Source organism: Geobacillus sp. YF-1, assembly GCF_052692335.1.
On record NZ_CP199850.1, the window covers coordinates 1,420,800 to 1,445,553 of the forward strand.

A 24,754-nucleotide genomic window follows, 5' to 3' on the forward strand; every position below is an offset into this window, starting at 1 on the left:
AATGGTATCATATAAATAGTCTGAATCAACTATCGACAGAAAGGCGGTGACGGCGTCCATTGACGCGCCATCCAATGAAAGCGATTACGGAAGGAACGATCCTTTGGAAACCGACAGAAGAACAAATCCAACGGTCAAATATTCGGCGGTATATGGACTGGCTGAAAGAGAAAAAGGGGTTGTCATGTAACTCGTATCGCGAGCTATGGACATGGTCAGTTGAGCATCTTGAAGAATTTTGGGAAACGGTTTGGGAGTATGGCGGTGTGCAAGCGGCGACGCCGTATGAATGCGTGCTGCGCGAGCGGAAGATGCCGGGGGCGGAGTGGTTTCCGGGCGCGACGCTCAACTATGCGAAGCATATGTTCCGGCATGCGCGCGCCGACCGTTCGGCCATCATTTTCCGCTCGGAGCGCGTGCCGTATCGGGAAGTGTCATGGCAGGAGCTGAGCGAAACAACGGCGGCGATCGCCAAAGCATTGCGAGCGATGGGGGTAAAGCGCGGCGATCGTGTGGTTGCGTATATGCCGAATATCCCCGAGACGGTGATGGCGTTTTTGGCGTGCGCGTCGCTCGGCGCCATTTGGTCAAGCTGCTCGCCGGACTTTGGCGCCGGCAGCGTCATCGACCGGTTTGCGCAAATCGAGCCGACGGTCTTGTTTGCCGTCGACGGCTGCCAATACAACGGCAAAGAGTTTGACAAACTGCCGGTCGTATCCGAACTGCGCGCCAAGCTGCCATCATTGAAAAAGACGGTGCTGCTTCCGTATTGGCGCGGGCAGATGGAGGCCCCGGATGAGGGGGTCGTGCTATGGGATGATCTCGTGGCGAATAAGGGAGAGCTCGCCTTTGAAGACGTCCCGTTTGACCATCCGCTTTGGATTTTGTACTCTTCGGGAACGACCGGTTTGCCAAAGCCGATCGTCCAAGGACATGGCGGCATTTTGCTTGAACATTTGAAAGCGTTGACCATTTCCGAGAACTTGACGAAAGACAGCACGTTTTTCTGGTTTACGACGACCGGATGGATGATGTGGAACTTTCTCATCGGCGGCCTGCTGGCTGGATCGACCATTGTGCTCTATGACGGCAGCCCGACGTATCCGGACGGCAACGTTTTATGGGAGCTCGCCGAGAAGGCAGGCATCACCCATTTCGGCACAAGCGCGGCGTTTATTAACGTCTGCATGAAGCTCGGCCTCAAACCGAACGAGCGCTATGACTTATCGAAGCTTGAGGCTGTGCTTTCGACCGGCTCGCCGCTGACGGTCGAAGGGTTCGCCTGGGTGTATGAAAACGTCAAGGATGACATTTGCCTAGCATCATGCAGCGGCGGAACGGATGTGTGCACCGCGTTTGTCGTCGGTTCGCCGATTTTGCCGGTGCGCGCCGGTGTCCTCTCGTGCCGCGCGTTGGGCGCCGATGTGCAGGCGTTTGACGAAAACGGCCAGCCGCTCGTGAATGAAGTCGGTGAACTAGTGATTACAAAACCAATGCCGTCGATGCCGCTCTTTTTCTGGAACGACCCGGACGGCGAGCGGTACCGGAACAGCTATTTTGACACGTATCCAGGCGTCTGGAAGCACGGCGATTGGATTAAGATTGATGAACAAGGCGGCTGCGTCATTTACGGCCGCTCCGACTCAACGATCAACCGCGCCGGCGTTCGCATGGGCACGAGCGAAATTTATCGCGCCGTCGAAGCGGTCGACGGGGTGCTCGAGAGCCTTGTCGTCGATTTAGAAATGATGGGCAAGCAGTCGTTTATGCCGCTGTTTGTCGTCCTGAAGCCAGGCGTGGCGCTCGATGATGAGCTGAAAGACCGCATCCGCCAGTCGATTCGGCAACACGTCTCGCCGCGCTTTGTTCCAGACGAAATTTACGAAGTGAAGCAAATTCCAAAAACGCTAAATGGAAAGAAGATGGAAATCCCAATCCGCAAGCTGCTCTTAGGCTTCCCGCTTGAAAAAGCGGTCAACTCGGGCTCGATGGCCAATCCAGAGGCGCTCGACGTTTTCCTCGAGCTGGCGAAACAATTGGCGGCGAAATGGAACATGAGTGGGCATTTTTCGTAAAGCGCGAGAAAGGTTGTTATTGAGCAAGGATGCTTAATAACAACCTTTATGCTTACTACAAGGCTATAAACAAAGGGAGCTGGTATTATGAATGAAAGCAAGCGACAGAGGCTGATGAAAAAAATTGAGAACCACTTACGGACGACAGCACGGAAATTAGTAAAGTTTGATACCGAAAAGGAGGCTTTGCAATACTTGGTGAACGCTTTTCGTGAGGAACTGGAGTGCGATCTGATCGCCATTGTGCTAAAGGAAGGGGATCACGTCATTCCAACATTATATCAAGGTGATTTTCAATATGGAATTCCACACTCACCGATTGCAATGGCTAACTGTTTGCCCCGGTTGTTTAAAGGGAGTACAACGTTTCAAGAAGTGGATGACGAGTGCGCGTGTCCATTGATTGGCTTGTTGAAAAAAAATAGGATAAAAACGTGGTTCAGCGTTCCAATTAAAGATGAAGAAAACGAATACGGAATTTGTATGATCGGGTTTCAACGTCACGTTTCACTACTCGCAGAGGCTAAGCAATTGTTTGATCACTTTGGAGAAGATGTTGCCCTTGCTGTGACAGTGGCTCGGAACAAGGAAGTGCAACGACGAAAAATGATCGACCTTGAGTGGATTGCTCAACACTTTTCGCTCGACTCACCTCTTGAGCAGTTTGTTGAAAAAATTGTCGAGCGAGCAGGCAAGGGAACAAATGCGGATGGTGCCTGCATGTATTTATACCGGGAGGAGGACAATAGTTTCGTTGTTCATCCTCCTTTATATGGAAATATAGCTAGTCCGAAACAAGTAATGATGAAAAATAATTACCGGGTCAGTGATTATTTTCGCTTTTTAGAGAGACCAGGTGGAGATGAGCTAACAGTGCCGCTCGTTGTTAACTTCAAAACAATTGGTGTGTTGCATGTTGAGCGGAAACAGGAAGGAAAATTCACAAAAGAAGATTTAGAAATTTTGGATATGTTAGCCAACTATGTTGCGGTTACGCTCGAAAACCTCCGATTATATCGTCAGGAACGGGATCATACCTATCGTCTTCATCTTCTCCTTCAATATCAACAAAAGTTGATGAAAGAAACGATTCAACACGAAAACTTTCAAGGCATTACGAAGACACTTAGTCAAATGTTTGCCAAAGCAGTTATGGTATTTGATCGTTTTATGCGGCCAATCGCTTATGAGTTAGGGACTTTAAATGAGCAACAATTGCAGGACATTGCCAAGAAAGCATTACAACAAGCGGTCGGACAAAGCCGAATGGAAGGATATACTTTGCTCGATGGCTTACCGGACGTTCCGGTGACAGTTTGGCCAATTAACAGGGGAAGGGATGTGGTGGGCTATTTAGCTATTGGCGTACATCCACAAGAGATTGATGATTTTTTTCGCTTGAGTGTTGAACTAGCTCTTAATATTTTTTCTATCCAGTTTATGAAACAAAAGCTCGTTTTTGATACAAGGGAGCAACTAAAAGATAGTTTTTTAAATAAATTGTTGGCTGCAGAAATCGAGGAGGAAGAGAGCATTATCCAGTATGCCAATGTATTTCAATGGAATATTTTTGATGAGCACCGTATTGCCGTCTTGCATTTTCAATTTTCCGAACCGGAAGGGCAGGTAGATCTGTTTAAAAGGAATGTTGAGAAAACAACATTATGGGATCGTTTAAAAGCACGAATTACTATGGAGGATCCTAACGTGTTATACGGAGTTATTGGGGATTGGTATACTTTGATTGTACCAGCTCGCAAGGAAGGAAAATTTCCAATTAAATACTGGGAAAAATGGTACCAACGGATTAACGAGTGGATCAAAGAGGAGGGGGCGTCATGCCGAGCTTTTTTGGGGATCGGAGGGAAGACAGCATCGATCCGTGACTATTATTTTTGCTATCAGCAGGCGGTTCAGGCGTTGCACGTCATTCTCCATAGTTTTCAAGGGACAAGCTTGGCGTTTTTTGACGAGCTTGGGGCATACACGGTATTGCACCATTTAAAAGAGCTGGAGGCGGCAAAACTGTTTGTCGACAACTATCTTGGCCCGTTGATCCGGCATTCCGCGGAACGAAACGTGGATTGGCTGCAAACGATTCGTGTCTTTCTCGATTGCAACGGTCATTTGACTGAAACCGCCGAAAGGCTGTATATTCACCGCAGCACCCTTCAATACCGGCTCGAAAAGATTGAAGAAATGCTCGGTTTCTCTTTGAGCGGGGCAGAGCAGCGATTCAATTTGATGATGGCGTTAAAGTTGTACGATTTATATGGCCTGCCTTCCGCCAAAATACTGAAAAGATAAGCGTGTTTTCCTGCATTATGCAGGTATTTTTTTTTATTTACCTTATTTATAATCAATAGCAAAGACAATATAGAAAATTCAAAAAACAAGGGAGGATTTGACGAATGACAGCAACGCTCGGAGTCGTGGGAGCTGGTACGATGGGAAGCGGCATCGCCAATTTAGCTGCGTTATCAGGATTTAATGTCATTTTAGTAGATATTGACGAGCCTATGTTGCAAAAAGCGCGCTCACGCATGGAAGCATTTATGGATAAAAGCGTGGCCAAAGGGAAGCTGACCACCGAGCAAAAACATGAAGCGCTGGAACGAGTGAAGGGATCAACTAACTTACAGGAAATGAGACAGGCAGATGTCATTATTGAAGCGGTCATCGAAAACATGGAGGTGAAAAAAGAAGTTTTTTCTCAATTGGACAACATTGCAGCAGAACACACCATCCTAGCAACGAACACATCATCGATGTCCATCACAGAAATCGCTTCTGCCACCAACCGTCCAAGCCAAGTTGTTGGTATGCATTTTTTCAATCCCCCCCAGCTGATGAAACTCGTCGAAGTAGTACGCGGATACAAAACGAGTGATGAAACGGTCGAACAGGCGAAAGAGCTCACCCGGAAACTGGGGAAAGAGCCGGTTGAGGTGAAAAAAGATTCCCCGGGGTTCATCGTCAACCGCATTATGATTCCGCAGTTTATCGAAGCAATTCGCCTTGTCGAGGAGGGAGTGGCTTCGATGGAGGACATCGATAAAGCGGTGACGCTTGGTTTGAACTACCCAATGGGGCCGTTTACGTTGCAAGATTTCGCCGGAGTCGATATCGGCCTTCATGTCATGGACTATTTTTACGAAGAGTTTAAGGACGATCGGTTTGCCGCTCCTTTATTGCTCAGACAACTTGTCCGGGCAGGAAGGCTCGGCCGAAAAACAGGAGCCGGGTTTTATGATTACGATGATGTCTGATAAACGGAGAGGTGGTGATGTCGGCTATACGCCACAACTACGTTTCTAAAAATTTGAAGGGGAGGAATGGGTTGTGAACTACGAATTTTTGCATTGTGAAATCGAAAATCGAGTGGCGGTTGTATCCATTCACCGCCCTCCGCTCAATCCGTTGAATACAAAAGTGTTTCAAGAGCTATCCGCCTTAATCGATGAGCTCGAAGTCAATCAGCAGGTTGGAGCGGTAGTCATTACGGGAGCGGGGGAAAAAGCGTTTGTGGCCGGCGCCGATATTCATGAAATGATGGACTTGGATTTGGCCGGCATGATGGAAATGAACAAAATATCGCGAAGTGCGTTTTTGAAAATTGAAAACGCATCCAAACCGGTGATCGCGGCGGTGAACGGGCTGGCGCTCGGCGGGGGCTGCGAATTGGCGCTCGCATGCGATTTGCGCATTTGTTCTGAGCATGCCAAATTTGCCTTTCCAGAGATCAATCTCGGCATTATGCCGGGCGGCGGCGGGACGCAGCGGTTACCGCGCATCGTCGGCCAAGGGGTGGCGAAAGAATTGCTTTATTTCGGCGAAATGATCGATGCCCAGCGGGCGCTTTCTATTCATTTGGTAAACAAAGTCGTCCCATCCGACGAACTTTTGCCGACGGCGAAAGAATGGGCCGGAAAATTGGCGAAAAAACCGGCCATTGCCATGCGTATGCTCAAAGAAGCGGTCAACACGGGAGCTAATGTTGACTTGCAGTCCGGGTTGATGGTGGAAACTGCCTGCTTTGGAAACGCTTTTGCGACTGAAGATCGAAAAGAAGGAATGCGAGCGTTTACTGAAAAACGAAAGCCAGTTTTTAGCGGTAAATAGATTGTTTTAGAAATTGACAAAATAAATCTTATGTTTACAAAGGTTGCTGATAGATTGAGATCAGTATCCGTTACCTTTGGGAAAGGAGGGCTCAATGAACATCCTGAAGGAAACGGATAACAAAAGCTATTCAGGGAGGGAATCCATGTGAAACAAATCCATCCGTTTAATGTGATCGATAATAGTTCGATCCGTCCATTCCACATTTTGCTTATGATTTGGTTGTTTTTAGTGATCATGCTTGATGGGTATGACGTAGTGATTTACGGTGCTTCGGTTCCTTTATTGATTCGCGAGTGGGGAATTTCAGATGTTACAGCTGGCGCCATCGGGAGTTATACGGTGATTGGAACAGCCATTGGAGCAGTATTATTCGGTATGCTAGCTGACCGAATGGGACGAAAAAAAATTATTTTGTTGACTACACTTTTGTTCGGCTTTTTTACTTTCCTTGCTGGCTTTGCTCCAAATCCAACTTTATTTACCATCTCTCGGATCATTGCTGGGATTGGTCTCGGCGGCGTTATGCCCAACGTCATTGCCCTAGCGACAGAAATTTTTCCGAAACGAGTTCGTACAGCCATTGTTGCCTCGATTTTTTGTGGTTATTCTGTTGGTGCGATTGCCGCGGCGTTGACGAGCCGTGCACTCTTACCGACAGTTGGGTGGGAATCTATTTATTGGATCGGAGGCATTCCGGTATTATTGCTTCCGTTTTTGATGAAAGGTGTTCCTGAGTCGGTTGGTTTTCTTCTAGAGAAGGGAAGAGAAGAGGAAGCGCGAAAGGTTCTTGCTTTGATTGATCCTCATATTCGCCATGATGGTGCTATTGAACTAGTCAAGCCTGAAAGAAAGACTCAAGATTCTTTGCCTATCGTGAAATTATTTACAGAGAAGCGGGCGTTTAGCACCGTAATGTTTTGGCTATCTTGCTTCAGTGCATTTGTTCTCATTTACTCAATGAACACATGGCTTCCTCGGCTAATGATGGAGGTTGGCTATGATTTGAGCTCTAGCCTTGTGTTTACCGCGGTGATGCAAATCGGGGCGATCATTGGCACCGTTGTTTTTGGGCCATTGGTTAATAAATGGGGGTTTAAGAAAGTGCTTGTTCCCTTATTCTTTTGCGGAGCGGTTGCTTTATCACTCATTGGTTTTGCGAACAGCATGATGATTGCTCTTGTTCTCATTGCCATTATTGGTGCGGCTTCGGTCGGTGTCCAAAACATTGCCAACGCATTTGTTTCTCAATATTATCCAGAAGCGATGCGGTCCACTGCCTTAGGAAGCACGATGGCGTTTGGCCGGATAGGAGGTATCGTTGCACCAACATTTGTTGGATTTTTGCTGTCTTTGAACTTGTCGCCACAATATAACTTTGCAGCTATTGCTAGTGCCGCAGTATTAGGAGGAATTGCCGTGTTATGTGTACAGGAAAAATACGCAGTTTATCGTGCGGAGCGGGTTGAATTAACCAATGAACAGATTACTGTTTCATAACATGTGCTGTCGGCATTCCGCAGAAAATGCAATTGGGATTGGGAAGGGAGAAAATGAACATTCAGTTTGAACACCTATTTACGGCTTATGTCGAGGTGGGAAAGCCAATCGAGATCGGCGAAGTTGGTTTTGGCTATCGGAGGATAGTACCGATTATCGGTGGAAGGTTTGAAGGAAAGAGGATGCGGGGACGTGTGCTTTCAGGAGGAGCAGACTATCAATTGATTCGGAAAGACGGAGTCATAGAGTTGCTTGCTTGTTATGTGATTGAGACAGATGATGGAATACCTATTTATGTTGTGAATAGAGGATACCGACACGGACCACAAGAAATCATCAATAAAATTTCTCGTGGCGAGGATGTACCACAAGGTTCGTATTATTTTAAAACGACTCCTACTTTTGAAGTGCGGAATAGTCGGTATGATTTTTTAAACAGAATGGTATTTATTGGAGAAGGGATTCGAAAGCCAGCGGAAGTACAAGTAGCGTTTTATCAAGTGAACTAACTTTTGGGGAAACGGAGGAGGGGGAGAGGTGGAAACAGTTCGCGTTTTGTCTGTTCCGCAATTGTTGGAGCGAGCGGCGGCGGACAATCCATCTAGAGAAGCTGTTTATGACCTTCGTCATCGGATGACTTATGGTGAGTTGTATAAAGAAGTACGACAGTTGGCATCAGCGTTGATCGCACTCGGCATTAAACAAGGAGATCGAGTCGGCGTTTGTTTACCAAACTGGCTTGAGACAGTTCAACTATTTTTTGCTATCTCCCAAATAGGGGCGATCGTTGTTCCTTTTAATCCGAAATATCGACAGCACGAAGTCGAACATATTATAAAAAATTCTGGAATGAGGACTGTGTTTGTATGTGAGGAAATCGAAAAGCATATTGGATTGAATCTCATTCAGACCATTGTCAATCAGATCATCACCGTTCGGTTTGTCAAATCGGGCTTCCTTTCCTTGGAACAACTTAGATCCTATGCAACTGATCAACCGTTGCGTACGGTGGCAATCGACCCGCAGCATGACTTGTTTTGTCTTTTATATACATCAGGTACGACTGGAATCCCAAAAGGGGTGATGATGACTCATCGCGGCATCGTCCAATCAGGTATGGCCATTGCAGATAACTTGAAGTGCCGTCAAGATGATGTGTTTCTTATTTGTACACCGATTTTCCATGTGTTTGGCATGGCGTGCAACTTGATGTCTGCTGTATACAGCCAAGCAAAAATGGTGTTACAGGAAAGATACAACCCAAGAGAGGCGTTGCAACTGATCGAAAAAGAACGAGTAACAATTCATCATGCGGTACCGGCAATGTTTCATATGGAGTTGCATGTGTTGAATAATGAGTCATTTGATTTGTCGTCATTGCGCGCGGGAATGACGGGAGCTGATATTTGTCCATTGGAAACAGTGAAAGCGGTGCGTGAAAAAATGGGAACGGTATTATGCATATCATTCGGGACAACAGAGACTGGCTCTGTTACGATCACCCCGTTTGAGGCAAAAGAAGACCGAATATTTGAAACGGTTGGCAAGGCATTGGAAGGAAATGAGGTGAAGATTGTGAATGAACGGAGAGAGGTGCTGCCGCCAGGGAGAATTGGTGAAATTGCCTGCCGAGGGTTTGGTGTCATGAAAGGATATTACAACATGCCGGAACAAACAGCGGAAGTGCTTGACGAGGAAGGTTGGTATTATACCGGCGACCTCGGGATGATGGATGAGGACGGATATATTCGGTTTATGGGTCGGAAAAAGGAGCTGATCATCCGCGGGGGATACAACATTTATCCGAAAGAGATCGAAACCATTTTGCAACGGCACCCGGGTGTCTTCGCCGCGGCAGTGATCGGTCTGCCTGAGCCGGTGTTGGGAGAGGAGGTTTGCGCTGTCATCCAACCAAAGGAAGGGTCTTATATAACTGAGGCGGACATTGTCGAGTTTTTGCGTCCATTGGTTGCGGACTATAAACTTCCGAACAAAGTTGTTTTTGTTGACCAATTTCCGACGACGGCGAGCGGAAAAATTCAGAAAGGAAAATTAAGAGAGATGATCAAAGAGGGTTAAACCTTGGGAGGGAAGAATATGCGGACAGACATTGTGCTGCTTGAAGGAGCACGCACTGCATTCGCCAAATTTTGCGGCTCGTTTCGTGAAATCTCCGCGACCGATTTAGGAGCTATCGCAGCGAAGGAAGCGATAAAAAAGGCGAACGTTGAACCGGAAGAAATCGATCATGTCGTATTTGGTAATGTTCAGCAGTCAAGCCGCGATGCTCACTTGCTCGCTCGCCACGTCGGCTTGAAGGCCGGGGTGCCGATCGATGTGCCCGCCGTAACGGTAAATCGTTTATGTGGAACAGGACTCGAGACGATTATCATGGGGGCACGCCTCATTTTAACCGGGGAAGCGGAAGTGGTGCTGGCGGGGGGCACCGAAAACATGAGTCAAGTGCCGCACGTCATCCGAGGTATGCGCTGGGGAACGCCATTAGGCAGTCCGACGGTGGAAGACTGGTTGTGGGACGGTCTGTATGATACCGTTGGTGGTTGTAGCATGGCGATAACAGCAGAAAATTTAGCGAAAAAATATGACATCACGCGCGAAGAGGCCGACCAACATGCGCTCCGCAGCCATGAGCGGGCGCTTGCGGCGATGGCCAACGGATATTTCCACCAAGAAATTGTCCCCGTGACCGTGCGAGAAAAAAAGGGAGAAACGGTCGTTGACACCGATGAGCATCCGCGCCAGACAAGTCTGGAACAGTTAAGGGCGCTTCAACCGCGCTTCCTTGAAAATGGAGTGGTAACCCCAGGAAACGCCAGTGGGATGAACGATGGAGCTGCGGCAGTCGTTATTGCTTCGGAGGATTATGCCACCAAGCGTGGATTGAAGCCGCTCGCCCGTCTCGTTTCGTGGGGAATCGTCGGCGTTGAGCCGCAGTACATGGGAATCGGCCCGGTTCCGGCGATTCGCCAAGCGCTTGACAAGGCGAATTTATCGATGAATGACCTTGACTTAATCGAAATCAACGAAGCATTTTCAGCTCAATATTTGGCTTGCCAGAAAGAACTGGGATTTGACGACGACAAAGGTAACGTCAATGGCGGCGCAGTTGCGCTTGGTCATCCGTTGGCAGCATCGGGAACGCGCCTCACATTGACGCTCGTTTATGAATTAGGAAGAAGAGGAAAGAAATACGGCGTTTCTTCGCTATGCATTGGTGGCGGCCAAGGCATTGCTGCGATTTGGGAGAGACTGTAATAGGCTAAGAGAAAGTTTGTAAGCTCGCAAAAGAATTATAAGGACGGTATTTTTACAATGGAAGGTAATTGGCAAATGAGTCGTAACAGCGGTTTTTCCATGCCCAACAGGAAAAACCGCCTGATTTTATATAACGCATTAATGAAGTGGAAAAGAAGACACTTTTTATGCGGAGGGGGATGGGGAAGATGTCCAAGCCGTTTCGATATATGTCGGGCCGTATCGACCGTTTGACGGATCAGCTCAGGCAATGTCTCGGCCATTTTAAATGTGGTACCAGCCAGTCCGATAGCGCCGATGATGCCAGTTCGATCAAAAACGGGTGCGGCAATCGCTGTAAAACCGATAGTTTCATCCCTGTCGACAAAAAATCCGTTTTTGCGAATGACACGCAAACGCTCGAGAAGGAGAGGGAATGATGGCGGATACGAGAATGAGGGCGCTTGAGCGGCTTCATGAAGAGTTGGAAAAAGTGTATTTAGGTCCGTTGTGGGAAAAACTCGGTAAAATGGTGACGCCCGAGCCCGATCATGAAGTTGTTCCGTACTTGTGGAAATGGGAGACGATTCGCAAGCATTTGCTGGAGGCTGGAGAGTTGCTTCGCTTAGGGAGAGAGAGCGAACGGCGAGTCGTTTATTTGCAGAATCCATCGCTATTGAAACGAGGTCTAATCGGTTATTCGACCAACACGCTGTATGTTGGAGTGCAACTGTTGTTGCCGGGCGAAGTGGCACCCGCACATCGCCATAGCCAATCGGCGATCCGATTCATTATTGAAGGTGAAGGGGCTTATACGGCTGTCGATGGCGAACGAACATATATGGAGCGCGGGGATTTGATTTTGACCCCGGCATGGACGTGGCATGATCACGGTCACGAAGGAACGGAACCGGTCATTTGGATGGATGGTCTCGACGTCGGATTGGTGAGAAATTTTGCTGGTTCGTTCTTTGAACCGTATTCCGAAGATGTATTCCCGGTTGTCGCCCCTCACAACGGTTCAACGTTCAAATATGCAACGGGAGCGCTGCGTCCGGTTTCCGACCGGAAGCGAAAAGGCTACCCATCTCCGTTGATCGCCTATAAATGGAAGACAACGAAACAAGTACTTGAGAATTTATCCCAACTTGATCCTGATCCCTATGACGGTTATGCGGTTGATTACATTAATCCATTGACAGGGGGATCAGCAGATTTGCGTATTGGGACAACAATGCAAAAATTAACTCCTGGTATGCACACGAAGGCGCATCGCCATGTCCACAGCGCCGTGTATCACGTTCTTGACGGTGAAGGATACACGATCATCAACGGTGTCAAATTTGAATGGGCGAAAGGTGATTTCTTCATTTTACCGCCTTGGAGTTGGCATGAGCATGTCAATACAGGTGAGGGAGACGCTCATTTATTCTCCATTAATGATCTGCCGATTATGGAGAAGCTTGATTTGGAAAGAGAAGAGGAGTATGACAAAAACGGTGGTTATCAATCTATCGTTGATGTGTTCGAGCCACTTTCCCAAATCTAGTATATACACATTGCAACATATCATCATCGTTGGGGAGAGAAAGCATCCTGATCACTATAGTTTCGAGTCGTTGTTGACAGGTAACGGGCTTTCGGTGAATGACGACAGGATTTCGCCAGATGATCCAATGATCATGATGTTTACCTCGGGAACGGAGTCTGATCCAAAAGCAGTCATCCATACGTATGAGACATTTATTCCCGCCCATTTGTACAATGGGCGGGAGTACGGGCTGACGGATGATGACGTTGTTCTTTGTTTGACCCCAATGAGCCATATGTTTTCTTTACCAATGATTTTAATGAGCCTTTATAACGGTGCTGCTCAAGTCATGCTATCGCAATTTTCAGTTGAGCACGTTTTAGATGCGTTCAGCCAGCACGGAGTAACCTTTTGTGTAGCTGCACCTGCCCATTTGATTGATATATTAAAAGGAACGGATGAAACAAAAGAATATCCCTCAACACTGCGTTTTGTCTTAACCGGGGGAACAAAAATTCCGTCTTGGATGGTCGAATCGTTCCGTCATCATTGACGAGCTGCTGACGACAGCATCAGGAAAGGTGAGCAAAGGAATGTTGCGCAAGCAATACGCGCAAACGGGAGTCCAGTAGGAAAAAGGAGTGAATGAACTATATGAAACTAGCGCTGTTTAATGACTTTCAGCTTGGGGTCATTGTGGATGATGTCATTTATGAGATTGGAAGCCGACTGTTCGGCCGTCTGCATCAAGGGGTTGGTTTCTGTCCAATGACACAGCTGGTTGCCGAGTTTGACACCTATTATCCGCAAATTGAAAACCATTTATACGAATGTCCGGCTTATGCGTTAGCGGATGTTCGGCTGCGCCAGCCGGTGAAAAAGCCGAGGAAAATCGTTGCGGCTCCTGTTAACTACGTGTCCCACCAAAAGGAAATGAAAGTGGAGCATACAGCAAGAGGGCTAGGCTTTTTCTTGAAAGCGCCTTCTTCCATTATCGGGCCCGGCGACACGATTGTTTTGCCGGATCCGAACCGTCGTTTCGACCATGAGCTGGAATTCGCATTTGTTATCGGAAGAACAGCAAAAAATGTCAAAGCGGAAAACGCCTACGATTATATATTTGGCTACACCGGGTTGATCGATGTCACGATGCGTCCGGATGAAACGCACCACGAGGAACGGTGTTTGCGCAAGTCATTTGATACGTTCACACCGATGGGGCCGTGGATCGTGACGAAAGAGGAAATTGCCGACCCTAACAACGTCAATATGGTGCTGACAGTCAATAGAGAGGTTCGGCAGCAGGTCAACACAAAGGAAATGATCTGTTCTGTCGCCGAGTTGGTGGAAATTTATTCGCACATGATGACACTTGAACCGGGCGATGTCATTACGACAGGAACACCGGATGGCGTTGGGCCGATTCATGATGGGGATGTCATCCATATGGAAATTGAGGGAGTCGGAGGATACTCCGTTCATGTTGCCTTAGCCTCTAATACGGCTGTATTGCGGTAAACGAGGGAGGAATGGTTTATGGAGAAAGGTTGGCAGCGGTACCATACCATATGGCTAATGCTCTTTTTAGGCTAGGTTGTTTCTTACATTGATCGGACGTTAACTATGTTGCCGCATTTAGTAGACATTTTTAGGCGTGGTCATTGATTTAGGCATGGACAATGAACAATATTGTTTTAAAATGGTAATGTAGACGAGGCAAAGGGGACGACAAAGAACATTCGTCCCCTTTTTGCTTGTTTTCCTTTATGGCAAGCCTAAGAAAGCCTGAACGGCTTCAAGGCTTGACTGCACAGGCGGCCATTGTGATAAATCGAACGGAAAATCTGAGCCCGGAAGCACCCGATCTTGGCCGACGAGGTCGAGCAATAGCTGCAGCACGCGATGATCCCAAACAACGGTGTCGAACCAAAAACGGCGCAAATAGTCGAGCGGCGGGGCTTGCAGTGAAGACGCCACTGGGTGCCATACGTCATACCCTTTCTGCAACCGTCCGATTTGATAGGGAAGAAAGCCGCCGCCATGGGCCAATAAAATGCGGACGTGCGGGTAGCGGTCGAGCCAGCCGCCAAGCAGCAAATCGGCAGCGCAAACGGTCGTTTCCCAAGGGACGCCAATCAAATTTGTCATTCGCCGGCCTTTCAGGCGTGGGTCGTCGCAAAGAAGCGGATGAATAAATAGAATGGCGTCTAGCGCATCCGCTTCTTCCCAAAATGGGATGAATGAATCGTCGGTGAGGAGCTTTTGTTCGACAGAGGGGCCGATAATTGCCCCTTTTAAGCCGTTTTTCATGGCCCGGCGCAATTCCAAGGCTGCTTGTTCCGGATGATTGAGCGGCACTGTTGCCAAAGCCGACAGACGATCAGGGTGGTTTGACGCCAATCGGCACAGCGCATCGTTGTAAAGGCGTGCCAGCTCATTGGTGACGGCGGCTTCCACGTTGTATAAAAACAGCTGTGGAATGGGAGAGAGGAGTGAATGGAAAACGTCCGCCCGCCGTTGCGCCTCGAGGTAAGCATGGAGATCGATGAATTCCTCCTTTAGGCGAAATCCCCACTGATGGTTGATAGTCAGCATTTTTTCCGCGTCATCCCAATGAACAGGAATGTGGGTTTGTTCTTCTCTCAGCCACTGCATTACTTCCGGTGGAATGAAGTGCGTATGGACATCAAAACGTTTTTCCATCGTTTTCTTCTCCTTTCTACATCATGGTATCGTCGGCTGTTTCGTTGGCGGTGACGACGGCCAATAGCCGATTTTTTCCGAAATCTCACTTGCTGCGCGTTTTACTTTGGCGATGACCGTAGGATCGTATGGATGAAAACGGTGAATCGGCCCGATCACGCTGAGTGCGTAGGAGACTTTTCCGGTGTAGTCGCGGATCGGCGCTGCGATGGAAGCGACCCCTTCACGGAGTTCCTCGATACTAACGGCGTAACCTTGGCGGCGAATGGCATACAATGCCTCGCGCAGCACGTGGGGGTCGGTCATCGTATTCAGCGTAAACTGCGTCAATCCTTGCTCGATGTATGCTTCAATATCCTCATCTTTTTGATGAGCGAGCAGCACTTTGCCTGAGCTGGTGCAATGGAGAGGGTTTCTTCGACCAATGTGTGAAAGAGCTTGAACAGGTTGCCGGCTTTCCACTCGGTGAATGTAAATCACACTCTGGTCATCAAGCATGGCAAGATGCGCTGTTTCCCGCAAGTCGTCGACCAACTGTTCCAGTATCGGTTGCGCTTCTCGGTTGATTTCTAGATGGGATGTCAGCACCGTGTTTAGTTGCAAAATGGTCAAGCCAAGCCGATATTTTTGCGTTTCCGGATCTTTCGTGACGAATCCTTCGCTGGCTAATGTGTGAAGAAGACGACTGACAGTGCTTTTTGATAATCCAAGGGAAGAGGCTAATTCGGTCACTTTTTTCTCCGGTTCATCCAGTGAGAAGCTACGCAAAATGCGGAGAGCGTTTTTGACGGATGAAAGCAAGTAGTCTTCTGTATTGCGTGCCATCGAATGCAGCTCCTTTTTATAGTTTCATATAAAAGAACAATATTTCTTATATCATAACATAAGGAACATGGTTTCTGAAAATGTCATAAAAAATAAAAATAAAAAATTTTTTATTGTTTCATATAAAAGAACATTAGTGTTGTATACGGTACAAAAAATCATTATGATGGGGACAAAAGATTCTAAATTCTTTGATTTCGATGCTTTCTGACAAGGGAGGAGACATTGAATGCAAACAGAAGCAATGATCAGTGAGAAAGTGAAAGCGTTTGACTGTCAACATTTCATCAATGGGAGGTTTTTGTCTTCAAAAAGCGGAAAGGTGTTTCCAAATATCAATCCCGCTACGGGGGAAGTGATCGGCACTGTCTGTGAAGGAGGAAAAGAAGAGATTGACTTGGCCGTAGCCGCTGCAAGAAGAGCATTGGATGGTCCATGGAAGCGGATGACGACAGGGGAGCGGATCGCAGTTTTGCGGCGTATCGGTGATCTCATTTTAGAGCGCAAAGAGGAATTGGCTCGCCTCGAGTCGCTTGATACGGGAAAGCCATATTCGCTCTCCCTCACGTTGGATATTCCGCGTGCAGCGTATAATTTCCATTTTTTCGCCGACTACTTGCGTTCGGTTGGCACGGAAGCGTATCAAACCGATGAGGTAGCTATCAACTATTCGATCCGTCGGCCTGTTGGGGTCGTCGGGTTGATCAATCCGTGGAATTTGCCATTGCTGTTGTTGACATGGAAGCTCGCCCCGTGTTTGGCCGGTGGGAATACAGCCGTCATCAAGCCGGCGGAATGGACGCCGCTCACTGCAACTGTATTGGCAGAAATTTGCAAAGAAGCCGGGGTGCCGGATGGCGTTGTGAATGTTGTCCATGGATTTGGCCCGAACTCAGCAGGGGCTGCGTTGAGCGAGCATCCGGATGTTGACGCTATTACGTTCACCGGAGAGACAACAACAGGGAAAGTCATTATGGCGGCAGCGGCGAAATCGTTAAAAAAGCTGTCTTACGAGTTGGGGGGGAAAAATCCGAACATCATTTTCGCCGATGCAGATTTGGACGAAGCGATCGAGACAACGTTGAAATCGAGTTTTATGAACCAAGGAGAAGTGTGTCTCTGTGGATCAAGAATTTATGTAGAACGGCCGGTTTATGAACAATTTTTGCAAAAATTTGTAGCGAAAACGAGAGAACTTGTTGTCGGCGATCCGTTTGACCCGAAAACCAATGTCGGCGCACTCATCAGCGAAGAGCATTATGAACGGGTAATGAGCTACATCGAGCTAGCAAAGGAGGAAGGTGGTCGTATTCTAACAGGGGGTAAGCGACCGGATGGCCTAGCTCGAGGATATTACCTTGAACCGACCATTATTGTCGGTGTCAACCGAAATTGCCGCATCGTCCGGGAAGAAGTGTTCGGCCCGTTGGTGACGGTCATGCCGTTTGACGAAGAAGAGGAGGTGATCGCCCAAGCGAACGACACCCACTATGGATTGAGCGCGACGATTTGGACGAACGATTTGCGTCGGGCTCACCGGGTGGCGGCGCGTATTGAAGCCGGAATCGTTTGGGTAAATACATGGTTTTTGCGGGATTTGCGCACACCGTTTGGTGGCATGAAACAAAGCGGCATTGGGCGTGAAGGAGGCATGCATAGCTTTGAGTTTTATACAGAGTTGACGAATATTTGCATTAAGCTTTAGCCGCGATGACCGAAGGAGGTGATGATGGTGAAGAAGTGGAACGATTATGCCAAGTTACTGCTGGCTGCTGAGAGGGAGAGACGTCCTCTCTCTCCCTTGACGACACTCGATTCGGCGCTAACCGTGTATGACGCCTATCAAATTCAATTAAGGACAATTGAACAAAAAGTAAAGGAAGGGCGTCAGATTGTCGGCAAGAAAATCGGATTGACCTCTAAGGCGATGCAGCAGTTGTTGGGGGTTGACCAGCCGGATTATGGCCATTTGCTTGATGATATGGCGGTGGAAAACGGTGGGGTTGTTTCGTGGGAGCAGGTGTTGCAGCCAAAGGTGGAAGCGGAAATTGCGTTTGTCTTAAAACGTGACTTAGTTGGCCCGCGCGTGACTGTCATTGATGTGCTACTGGCGACGGATTATATCGTCCCGGCGCTGGAGATCGTTGACAGTCGCATTGCCGATTGGAATATCTGTCTTGAGGATACAATCGCCGATAACGCTTCATCGGGACTTTATGTTTTGGGGGAAAAACGGTTGCCTGTTCATGCCGTTGATATTGCGCAAATCGGCATGGCTCTTTATCGAAACGGGAAGTTGGCCAATACGGGCGTTGGGGCCGCAGCGCTCGGACATCCTGCGCTTTGTGTCGCTTGGCTGGCAAACAAGCTCCATGAATATGGAAAAGAGTTGAAAGCAGGAGAAGTGATTTTATCTGGCGCTTTGTCGGCAGCGGTGAGCGTCGAGCCCGGCGATGTGTTTTTCGCTCGCTTCGCCCATTTGGGGGAAGTGCGGGTCGAGTTTGCGCCATAAGTAAGGGAGGAGAGACTGTGGAGAAGATCAATGTAGCGATTCTTGGTTCTGGAAATATCGGAACTGACTTGATGTTGAAGCTTGAGCGTTCGGATGTGTTGCGGTTGACGACAGTAATTGGGATCGATCCGCAGTCGGAAGGGTTGCGTCTGGCGCGGGAGAAAGGGTATCGCGTCATTGACAGCGGCATTCAAACGTTTTTAGAACACCCGGAATGGGCGGATTTCGTCTTTGATGCGACGTCGGCGAAAGCGCACATCCGTCATGCAAAGCTGTTGAAGCGGATCAAGAAGGTCGTCTTTGATTTGACGCCGGCGGCCGTTGGACCGTTTGTTGTGCCGCCTGTTAATATAACGGACCATTTAGAAGAAACCAACATTAACTTCATCACATGTGGTGGACAGGCGACGATTCCGATCGTTCATGCCATTGGACGCGTCCAACCGGTCGCTTACGCTGAAATTGTCGCGACGATTTCAAGCAAAAGCGCAGGGCCAGGGACAAGAGCGAACATTGATGAATTTACAGCAACGACTGCTCGAGGGCTTGAAAAAATCGGTGGGACAAAGCGCGGAAAAGCCATCATTATTCTCAACCCGGCTGAGCCACCCATTTTGATGAGAAATACGATTTATGCACTTGTGGAAGGAAATAAAGCAGCGGCGCGCGAAATTTGCGATTCGATCGAGGAAATGGTAGAAACCATTCGTTCGTACGTTCCCGGCTATCGGTTGCGCACAAGTCCGATCATTGAAGGGAATAAGGTGACGGTGATGATTGAAGTCGAAGGAGCGGGCGATTATTTACCGAAGTATGCCGGAAATTTGGATATTATGACCGCCGCTGCGGTGAAAGTGGCGGAAGAAGTCGCGAAACATCGACTGTCGAAGTTGTTGGCTGAGGAGGGAAAACGATGAAGCGAGCAATTACGATTACAGAAGTGGCATTGCGTGACGGCAGCCACGCCATCGCCCACCAATATACAACGGAGCAAGTGGCCATGATCGCCAAAGCGCTCGATGAAGCGAACGTTCCGTATATTGAAGTATCGCACGGAGATGGTTTGGGCGGGTCTTCGCTGCAGTATGGATTGTCGCGTACCGATGAATTTGCACTGATTGAAACAGCTGTGTCAGTTTGTCGGCAGGCCAAAATTGCAGTGCTTCTTCTTCCTGGCATCGGAACGGTTAAGGAATTGAAACAAGCCGCCCGCTTAGGAGCGAAAATGGTACGCGTCGCCACTCATGTGACCGAGGCAGATATTTCAGCCCAACATATTTCCGCAGCGAAGGAGCTTGGAATGGAAACAGCCGGGTTTTTAATGATGTCGCATATGGCGCCTGTGGAGGTGCTTGTCCATCAAGCGCAGCTTATGGAAAGCTACGGAGCGGATGTCGTCTATGTCGTAGATTCAGCCGGCGCCCTCTTGCCGCATGAAGTGAAAGAACGCGTTCGTGCATTAAGGGAAAGTCTTGGAATTGAGGTTGGTTTCCACGCTCATAACAATTTGTCATTGGCGATGGCCAATACATTAGCCGCGATCGAGGAAGGAGCGACGCGCGTTGACGGCAGTGTTCGCTGTTTAGGGGCTGGCGCTGGGAACACGCAGACGGAAGTGCTTGTTGCGGTGTTGGATCGGATGGGCATTCCGACCGGCATTGATTTGTATAAAATGATGGATTTGGCCGAGCAGCTTGTGGCACCGATCTTGCCAAAAGCTCAGGAGATTACGCGCGACAGTTTGACTCTCGGATATGCGGGTGTTTATTCAAGCTTTCTTCTTCACGCGCAACGGGCCGCTCGTATGTTTGGCATCGATGTCCGCGATATTTTAATCGAACTTGGCCGTCGAAAGGTTGTTGGCGGTCAAGAAGATATGATTGTCGATGTTGCTGCTGAAATGGCACGCCAAAAGGCTACTGTCGGGGAGGGAAAGTGGCGATGACCTCTCTTGACTATGGAAAACTCGCTGTGGAGCTTCTGAATGCTGAATATGAGAAGAGAGAAATTGTTCGCCTAACTGTTCAGTATCCAAACATGACAGTTGAGGAGGCGTATGCAGTTCAAGAGCGGCTCGTGGCGATGAAACGGGAGAACGGCTATCGCATCATCGGCCCAAAAATGGGATTGACGAGCGCCGCGAAAATGGCGCAAATGGGGGTGAACGAGCCGATCTACGGATATGTGTTCGATTATATGGTCGTCTCTAACGGGGGGACGGTGGCCATGAATGAGCTGATCCATCCGAAGGTGGAAGCGGAAATCGCCTTCATTTTAAAAGAAGATGTTAAAGGGCCGAATATTGACGCGGCAGACATTTTAGAGGCAACGCAGTATATCATCCCGGTTTTAGAAATTATTGATAGCCGCTATACTAACTTTCAATTTACGCTGATGGATGTGATTGCCGACAACGCTTCCTCATCCCGAGTCGTATTCGGAAGCCGCCTTGTTTCTCCAAGCGCCCTTGAACTCGACTTGCTTGGAGTGAGTTTATCAATCAATGGTGAAGGAAAGGCGTTCGGTGCTGGTGCGGCGGTGTTGGGGCATCCAGCTAACGCGATTGCCATGCTGGCTAACATGCTGTCCAGAAAAGGGGAGGGACTGAAAGCTGGGGAAATCATTTTAGCTGGAGCGATGACGGAAGCTGTCCGCTTTGTGGCAGGGGATGTCGTGTTTGCCCAGTTCGATCAATTAGGAACGGTTTCGTTCCGAGCGACAGATTAAGGAAAGGATGATCCGCGTGCCGATTGTTCATATCTATTTGCTCGAAGGAAGGACGGAAGAAAAGATTCAAGGAGTCATTCGCGAAGTAACTGATACAATCAGCACTGTTTTAGGCTCGCCAAAGGAAAACGTGCGGGTCATCGTGTCAGAAGTGCCAAAATCTCATTGGGGTGTCGCCGGCATCCCAATGTCCGATAAACAATGAAAATGGAAGAGGAGGAAAAATCACGATGAGTTTGGAGTTAGCCATGCTTGTTCCGCATACGCCGCGAATGTGTTTTGAGGATCGCACTCCTGAGTTTCAACATGAACTCGTCAAAGGAATGCACGAAGTGGCGAAAATCGTCGAGCAAGTCAAACCGGATACCCTTGTTTTGATCTCGTGCCATTGGATGTCAAGTTTCGACCATTTCGTTGATGCCACCCCAAGACATAAGGGGATATTGACCGCTGTAGAATGTCCGGATTTGATTGCTGATGTTCCTTACGATTATCCAGGGGATGAAGAGCTTGGTAAACAACTTGTGAAGGTGGGGAAAGAAGCAGGGCTTCGGGTCGTTGAAGTCAACGATCCAACCTACATTTGGGATTACGGGACGGTCGTTCCTCTTCGCTACTTAGTGCCAAATGAGGATATCGCTGTTATTAGTCTATCAGTGACATGGGCAGCCAACTTGGAAGAAACGTATACGTGGGGACAAGTGATCGGCAAAGTGTTGCGTGAAAGCAAGAAAAAGACGATGTTTGTATGTAGCGGTGCGTTAGCGCATAACCTCGTTCGGCGCCCCGAGGCGCTACCGACATTGGCCGAGCAGGCGTTGGACCGCGAATTTTTGCAATATTTACAAAACAATCGTGTGCGAGCCGCTTGGAACATGCTTCCGCAATACGCGCGAGCAGCCGGTGTTGAATCCGGAGGCCGCCACTTGGCCGCCTTGCTTGGTGTCATTCAAGAAAACTATCACAGCCGTTATTATGGGTATGGCCAATCATCCGGCAGTGGGAATGTGGTAATGACGTTCGAACCTGTCCCTGTCCAATACAAGACGTTGTACGTTCCGCAACAGACTGCACAGCACTCGTGAAAGTTGTTTCATTTGGTTTCCTGCTGAAAAAACATTGCTTTTAGTTTTGTTTCATATAGAGGAGTACAGCGCTTTCATACGCAACAACCTTTGCATTAATATAATAGTTGTAATCTTTTAAATATTTACAATATATTCCGTGGCATGCGCTGGGGATGGGTTTTCATTTTCTTGATTGGTGATTGATTCACTTTACAAAAAATGAAAACGCTTTAATAACCAAGGGAGGCGAGAAGAATGAGGAAAACGAAAGGGTTTTGGAAACGGGCAATGGGGATGATGGTGATGGCCGCCTTGCTCATGACGGCGGGATGTGCGCAAAGTAACACATCGAGTGGATCCGGTTCAGATAAGGGCAATGGAGGAGATTCAGGGGGATCGGTCAAAATCGGTTTTATTCTTTCGCAAACCGGTACGTTTGCTCCTCTATCCGAAGGGATCATCAACGGTTTTCAACTGTATTTAGAACAGCATAACGGGATGCTTGGTGGAAAGAAGGTTGAAATGAAGGTGGAAGATGATGAAGCGAACCCACAGGTGGCTTTGCGTAAATATCGGCAATTAGTTCATGGTGAAAAAGCTGATATCCTTGTAGGACCGATTTCTTCAGCGGTTGCGTATGCCTTGCGTGATGAAGTCGAAAAGGACAAAAAAGTGCTAATCGATGCCAACGCTGCTGGTGATGATCTTTCATGGAGCAAAAAGAGCGATTACGTCTACCGTGTCTCATTCTCGAACTGGCAAAACGGTAGCAGCACCGCGAAATATTTAGCAGAACAAGTCGGCAAAAAAGCCGTTATCCTTGCTCCGGACTACCCAGCTGGGAAGGAAGTGCTTCGGGCGTTCAAGGTTACCTTTGAAGCAGCGGGTGGAAAAGTTTTGAAAGAAATTTATCCGAAGTTGAACACGAACGATTTCGCCCCGTATCTTCAGCAGGCGTCAGCGGAAAAACCGGATTTCATTTACGCGTTCTTTACTGGAAGCGACGGCATTCGGTTTATTACTCAGTATAAAGAATTTGGTTTGAAAGGGAAGATTCCGTTGACAGGTCCTCTGGAGTTTGGGGATGAGCTTTTAACTCAGCCTACTGGGGAAGCGGCTGAAGGCATCATCGCTGGGATTAACTATTCACCGTACTTAGACAACGAACAAAATAAACAATTTGTTGAAGCTTATAAAGAGAAATATGGAAAATTGCCAAATATTTTTGCCGTCCAAGGATACGACTCAGCGGCAGCGATTGATCAAGCGATAAATAAAGCTGGAAGTTTAAACTCTCAGGATTTGATTAAAGTCTTGAAAGGCATTTCTCTCGATAGCCCGCGTGGTAAAATTACGATCGATCCGGCAACACATAACCCAGTTCAAAATTTCTATATTTCAAAAAATGTTTTAAAAGACGGTGCCATCGTTCCCCAAATCATGGAGACCGTAGAGAATGTCAAGATGCCCGAGGACTCACCATTTTAATTCACCAGCAAGGAGGAGATGGTCGTCTCCTCCTTCCTAAAAAATTAGCACTAGAACTGAAAATTTAGAAAAAAAGGTGGGATGAGAGGTGTCTGCCATTCTAGCACAGTTGCTCACAGGAGTAGCCTATGGGATGCTCTATTTCATGATTGCCGCTGGTTTGACGATTATCCTTGGGGTCATGAATGTTGTGAATCTTGCTCACGGAACGCTGTTTATGCTTGGCGCTTATATTGCGTTTACGTTTATCAATGATGAACTAAGCTTTTGGATTTCTTTGCTTCTAGCTATTTTTCTGATTGCTGTATTGGGATTAGTGCTGGAAAAATGGCTGATTAAGCCTGTATATGGCAAAGAGCTTGAACAAGTGTTGCTGACCTTCGGGTTAAGTTTTATCATTGCCGATGCTGTTAAATGGATATGGGGTACGGAAATGCATACGCTTCCAACACCGGATTTGTTGAGTGGGTCATTATCCATTGGAAGCACGGAGTTTCCGGTGTATCGGCTGTTCGTTGTTTTGGTTGGGTGTTTATTGGCTTGGTTGCTATGGTACTTGGAAACAAAAACACGTATCGGAGCGATTATCCGCGCGGGTGTGGACGACCGTGCCATGGTTAGCGCACTTGGTGTTAATGTTGGACTTGTGTTTACTGGAGTGTTTGCTTTTGGGGCGGCGCTGGCAGGATTAAGCGGCGTATTGGGCGGGCCGTTGATCGGCATGTATACGGGCATGGACAATGAAATTCTTGTCACGTCTCTTATTGTCGTCGTCATTGGCGGACTAGGGTCATGGAAGGGCTCGTTTATTGGTGCGATTGCAGTCGGAGTGATTGAAACCTTTGGAAAAGTATGGTTCCCCTCTTTGTCTATGTTGATCGTGTTCCTCATCATGATGATGGTTCTTATCGTTCGACCGCAAGGGTTGTTTGGAAGAGAGGTGGTATAG

23 protein-coding genes are annotated in these 24,754 nt (G+C 48.0%); 20 read left to right on the forward strand and 3 right to left on the reverse strand.

Translation table 11 applies throughout. The annotated features are described in order from the left end of the window. Positions 1-74: 74 nt before the first annotated feature. The 8 genes from ACTVIM_RS07100 (at position 75) to ACTVIM_RS07135 (ending at position 10,973) form a co-directional block, all read left to right on the forward strand. Positions 75-2,075, forward strand: coding sequence for an acetoacetate--CoA ligase (locus tag ACTVIM_RS07100; protein ID WP_445614324.1), 2,001 nt, complete (start codon positions 75-77; stop codon positions 2,073-2,075). A gap of 87 nt (positions 2,076-2,162) precedes the next feature. Further along, positions 2,163-4,382, forward strand: a complete 2,220-nt coding sequence (locus ACTVIM_RS07105) for a helix-turn-helix domain-containing protein (protein ID WP_445614069.1) — start codon at positions 2,163-2,165, stop codon at positions 4,380-4,382. A 104-nt stretch (positions 4,383-4,486) separates the two neighbouring features. After that, positions 4,487-5,344 carry a 3-hydroxyacyl-CoA dehydrogenase family protein gene (locus ACTVIM_RS07110; protein WP_445614071.1) on the forward strand — a complete coding sequence of 286 codons (858 nt, stop codon included), beginning with the start codon at positions 4,487-4,489 and terminating at the stop codon, positions 5,342-5,344. Between the two features lie 73 nt (positions 5,345-5,417). Further along, the gene (locus ACTVIM_RS07115; RefSeq protein WP_445614073.1) at positions 5,418-6,197 is read left to right on the forward strand and encodes an enoyl-CoA hydratase/isomerase family protein; all 780 of its coding nucleotides are present in this window, start codon (positions 5,418-5,420) and stop codon (positions 6,195-6,197) included. A 147-nt stretch (positions 6,198-6,344) separates the two neighbouring features. Beyond that, positions 6,345-7,697, forward strand: a complete 1,353-nt coding sequence (locus tag ACTVIM_RS07120) for an MFS transporter (RefSeq protein WP_445614074.1) — start codon at positions 6,345-6,347, stop codon at positions 7,695-7,697. A gap of 53 nt (positions 7,698-7,750) precedes the next feature. Then, positions 7,751-8,206, forward strand: a complete 456-nt coding sequence (locus tag ACTVIM_RS07125) for a DUF3237 domain-containing protein (RefSeq protein ID WP_445614076.1) — start codon at positions 7,751-7,753, stop codon at positions 8,204-8,206. 28 nt (positions 8,207-8,234) lie between these two features. Continuing rightward, positions 8,235-9,776: a class I adenylate-forming enzyme family protein gene (locus ACTVIM_RS07130; protein ID WP_445614077.1), complete on the forward strand. Its 1,542-nt coding sequence runs from the start codon at positions 8,235-8,237 to the stop codon at positions 9,774-9,776. Between the two features lie 18 nt (positions 9,777-9,794). Next, a complete protein-coding gene (locus ACTVIM_RS07135; RefSeq protein ID WP_445614078.1) occupies positions 9,795-10,973 on the forward strand; it encodes an acetyl-CoA C-acetyltransferase in 1,179 nt (392 codons plus the stop codon). Positions 10,974-11,008: 35 nt separating this feature from the next. On the opposite strand, the gene ACTVIM_RS07140 is transcribed toward ACTVIM_RS07135, so the two are convergent. Then, complete coding sequence (locus tag ACTVIM_RS07140; protein ID WP_445614079.1) at positions 11,009-11,368, reverse strand: IclR family transcriptional regulator domain-containing protein; 360 nt, start codon at positions 11,366-11,368, stop codon at positions 11,009-11,011. Positions 11,369-11,406: 38 nt separating this feature from the next. On the opposite strand from ACTVIM_RS07140, the gene ACTVIM_RS07145 reads away from it, so the two are divergent. From ACTVIM_RS07145 to ACTVIM_RS07155, 3 genes are all read left to right on the forward strand, one after another. Next, positions 11,407-12,501 carry a cupin domain-containing protein gene (locus ACTVIM_RS07145; protein WP_031409992.1) on the forward strand — a complete coding sequence of 365 codons (1,095 nt, stop codon included), beginning with the start codon at positions 11,407-11,409 and terminating at the stop codon, positions 12,499-12,501. Beyond that, a complete protein-coding gene (locus ACTVIM_RS07150; protein WP_445614080.1) occupies positions 12,440-13,036 on the forward strand; it encodes an AMP-binding protein in 597 nt (198 codons plus the stop codon). The genes ACTVIM_RS07145 and ACTVIM_RS07150 overlap by 62 nt, the downstream gene beginning before the upstream one ends. Positions 13,037-13,137: 101 nt before the next feature. Next, the gene (locus tag ACTVIM_RS07155) at positions 13,138-14,001 is read left to right on the forward strand and encodes a fumarylacetoacetate hydrolase family protein (protein WP_445614325.1); all 864 of its coding nucleotides are present in this window, start codon (positions 13,138-13,140) and stop codon (positions 13,999-14,001) included. Between the two features lie 246 nt (positions 14,002-14,247). On the opposite strand, the gene ACTVIM_RS07160 is transcribed toward ACTVIM_RS07155, so the two are convergent. Both ACTVIM_RS07160 and ACTVIM_RS07165 read right to left on the reverse strand, forming a co-directional pair. Continuing rightward, positions 14,248-15,186: an amidohydrolase family protein gene (locus ACTVIM_RS07160; protein WP_445614081.1), complete on the reverse strand. Its 939-nt coding sequence runs from the start codon at positions 15,184-15,186 to the stop codon at positions 14,248-14,250. Positions 15,187-15,207: 21 nt separating this feature from the next. Next, a complete protein-coding gene (locus ACTVIM_RS07165; protein ID WP_445614082.1) occupies positions 15,208-16,011 on the reverse strand; it encodes an IclR family transcriptional regulator in 804 nt (267 codons plus the stop codon). A 229-nt stretch (positions 16,012-16,240) separates the two neighbouring features. On the opposite strand from ACTVIM_RS07165, the gene ACTVIM_RS07170 reads away from it, so the two are divergent. The 9 genes from ACTVIM_RS07170 (at position 16,241) to ACTVIM_RS07210 (ending at position 24,754) form a co-directional block, all read left to right on the forward strand. After that, entirely contained in the window at positions 16,241-17,716 is a 1,476-nt protein-coding gene (locus ACTVIM_RS07170) for an aldehyde dehydrogenase (RefSeq protein WP_445614083.1), read from the forward strand. A gap of 21 nt (positions 17,717-17,737) precedes the next feature. Beyond that, on the forward strand, positions 17,738-18,523 hold the full coding sequence (locus tag ACTVIM_RS07175; RefSeq protein ID WP_445614084.1) for a 2-keto-4-pentenoate hydratase: 786 nt from the start codon (positions 17,738-17,740) through the stop codon (positions 18,521-18,523). Positions 18,524-18,540: 17 nt separating this feature from the next. Continuing rightward, entirely contained in the window at positions 18,541-19,440 is a 900-nt protein-coding gene (locus ACTVIM_RS07180; protein ID WP_445614085.1) for an acetaldehyde dehydrogenase (acetylating), read from the forward strand. After that, positions 19,437-20,468: a 4-hydroxy-2-oxovalerate aldolase gene (gene dmpG / locus ACTVIM_RS07185; RefSeq protein WP_445614086.1), complete on the forward strand. Its 1,032-nt coding sequence runs from the start codon at positions 19,437-19,439 to the stop codon at positions 20,466-20,468. Before ACTVIM_RS07180 ends, dmpG begins: the two co-directional genes overlap by 4 nt. Next, positions 20,465-21,250: a 2-keto-4-pentenoate hydratase gene (locus tag ACTVIM_RS07190; RefSeq protein ID WP_031409973.1), complete on the forward strand. Its 786-nt coding sequence runs from the start codon at positions 20,465-20,467 to the stop codon at positions 21,248-21,250. Before dmpG ends, ACTVIM_RS07190 begins: the two co-directional genes overlap by 4 nt. Before the next feature lie 16 nt (positions 21,251-21,266). Then, on the forward strand, positions 21,267-21,455 hold the full coding sequence (locus ACTVIM_RS07195; RefSeq protein WP_445614087.1) for a 4-oxalocrotonate tautomerase: 189 nt from the start codon (positions 21,267-21,269) through the stop codon (positions 21,453-21,455). Positions 21,456-21,480: 25 nt separating this feature from the next. Beyond that, the gene (locus ACTVIM_RS07200) at positions 21,481-22,335 is read left to right on the forward strand and encodes a DODA-type extradiol aromatic ring-opening family dioxygenase (RefSeq protein ID WP_445614088.1); all 855 of its coding nucleotides are present in this window, start codon (positions 21,481-21,483) and stop codon (positions 22,333-22,335) included. A 237-nt stretch (positions 22,336-22,572) separates the two neighbouring features. After that, the gene (locus ACTVIM_RS07205; protein ID WP_445614089.1) at positions 22,573-23,805 is read left to right on the forward strand and encodes an ABC transporter substrate-binding protein; all 1,233 of its coding nucleotides are present in this window, start codon (positions 22,573-22,575) and stop codon (positions 23,803-23,805) included. A gap of 88 nt (positions 23,806-23,893) precedes the next feature. After that, a complete protein-coding gene (locus ACTVIM_RS07210) occupies positions 23,894-24,754 on the forward strand; it encodes a branched-chain amino acid ABC transporter permease (protein ID WP_445614090.1) in 861 nt (286 codons plus the stop codon).

Bases quoted from the DNA above. Each gene is read 5' to 3' on its own strand.
- ACTVIM_RS07100 (WP_445614324.1), top strand. From the start codon at position 75: ATGAAAGCGATTACGGAAGGAACGATCCTTTGGAAACCGACAGAAGAA.
- ACTVIM_RS07105 (WP_445614069.1), top strand. From the start codon at position 2,163: ATGAATGAAAGCAAGCGACAGAGGCTGATGAAAAAAATTGAGAACCAC.
- ACTVIM_RS07110 (WP_445614071.1), top strand. From the start codon at position 4,487: ATGACAGCAACGCTCGGAGTCGTGGGAGCTGGTACGATGGGAAGCGGC.
- ACTVIM_RS07125 (WP_445614076.1), top strand. From the start codon at position 7,751: ATGAACATTCAGTTTGAACACCTATTTACGGCTTATGTCGAGGTGGGA.
- ACTVIM_RS07135 (WP_445614078.1), top strand. From the start codon at position 9,795: ATGCGGACAGACATTGTGCTGCTTGAAGGAGCACGCACTGCATTCGCC.
- ACTVIM_RS07145 (WP_031409992.1), top strand. From the start codon at position 11,407: ATGAGGGCGCTTGAGCGGCTTCATGAAGAGTTGGAAAAAGTGTATTTA.
- ACTVIM_RS07150 (WP_445614080.1), top strand. From the start codon at position 12,440: ATGACAAAAACGGTGGTTATCAATCTATCGTTGATGTGTTCGAGCCAC.
- ACTVIM_RS07155 (WP_445614325.1), top strand. From the start codon at position 13,138: ATGAAACTAGCGCTGTTTAATGACTTTCAGCTTGGGGTCATTGTGGAT.
- ACTVIM_RS07160 (WP_445614081.1), bottom strand. From the start codon at position 15,186: ATGGAAAAACGTTTTGATGTCCATACGCACTTCATTCCACCGGAAGTA.
- ACTVIM_RS07165 (WP_445614082.1), bottom strand. From the start codon at position 16,011: ATGGCACGCAATACAGAAGACTACTTGCTTTCATCCGTCAAAAACGCT.
- ACTVIM_RS07170 (WP_445614083.1), top strand. From the start codon at position 16,241: ATGCAAACAGAAGCAATGATCAGTGAGAAAGTGAAAGCGTTTGACTGT.
- ACTVIM_RS07175 (WP_445614084.1), top strand. From the start codon at position 17,738: ATGATGGTGAAGAAGTGGAACGATTATGCCAAGTTACTGCTGGCTGCT.
- dmpG (WP_445614086.1), top strand. From the start codon at position 19,437: ATGAAGCGAGCAATTACGATTACAGAAGTGGCATTGCGTGACGGCAGC.
- ACTVIM_RS07190 (WP_031409973.1), top strand. From the start codon at position 20,465: ATGACCTCTCTTGACTATGGAAAACTCGCTGTGGAGCTTCTGAATGCT.
- ACTVIM_RS07200 (WP_445614088.1), top strand. From the start codon at position 21,481: ATGAGTTTGGAGTTAGCCATGCTTGTTCCGCATACGCCGCGAATGTGT.
- ACTVIM_RS07205 (WP_445614089.1), top strand. From the start codon at position 22,573: ATGAGGAAAACGAAAGGGTTTTGGAAACGGGCAATGGGGATGATGGTG.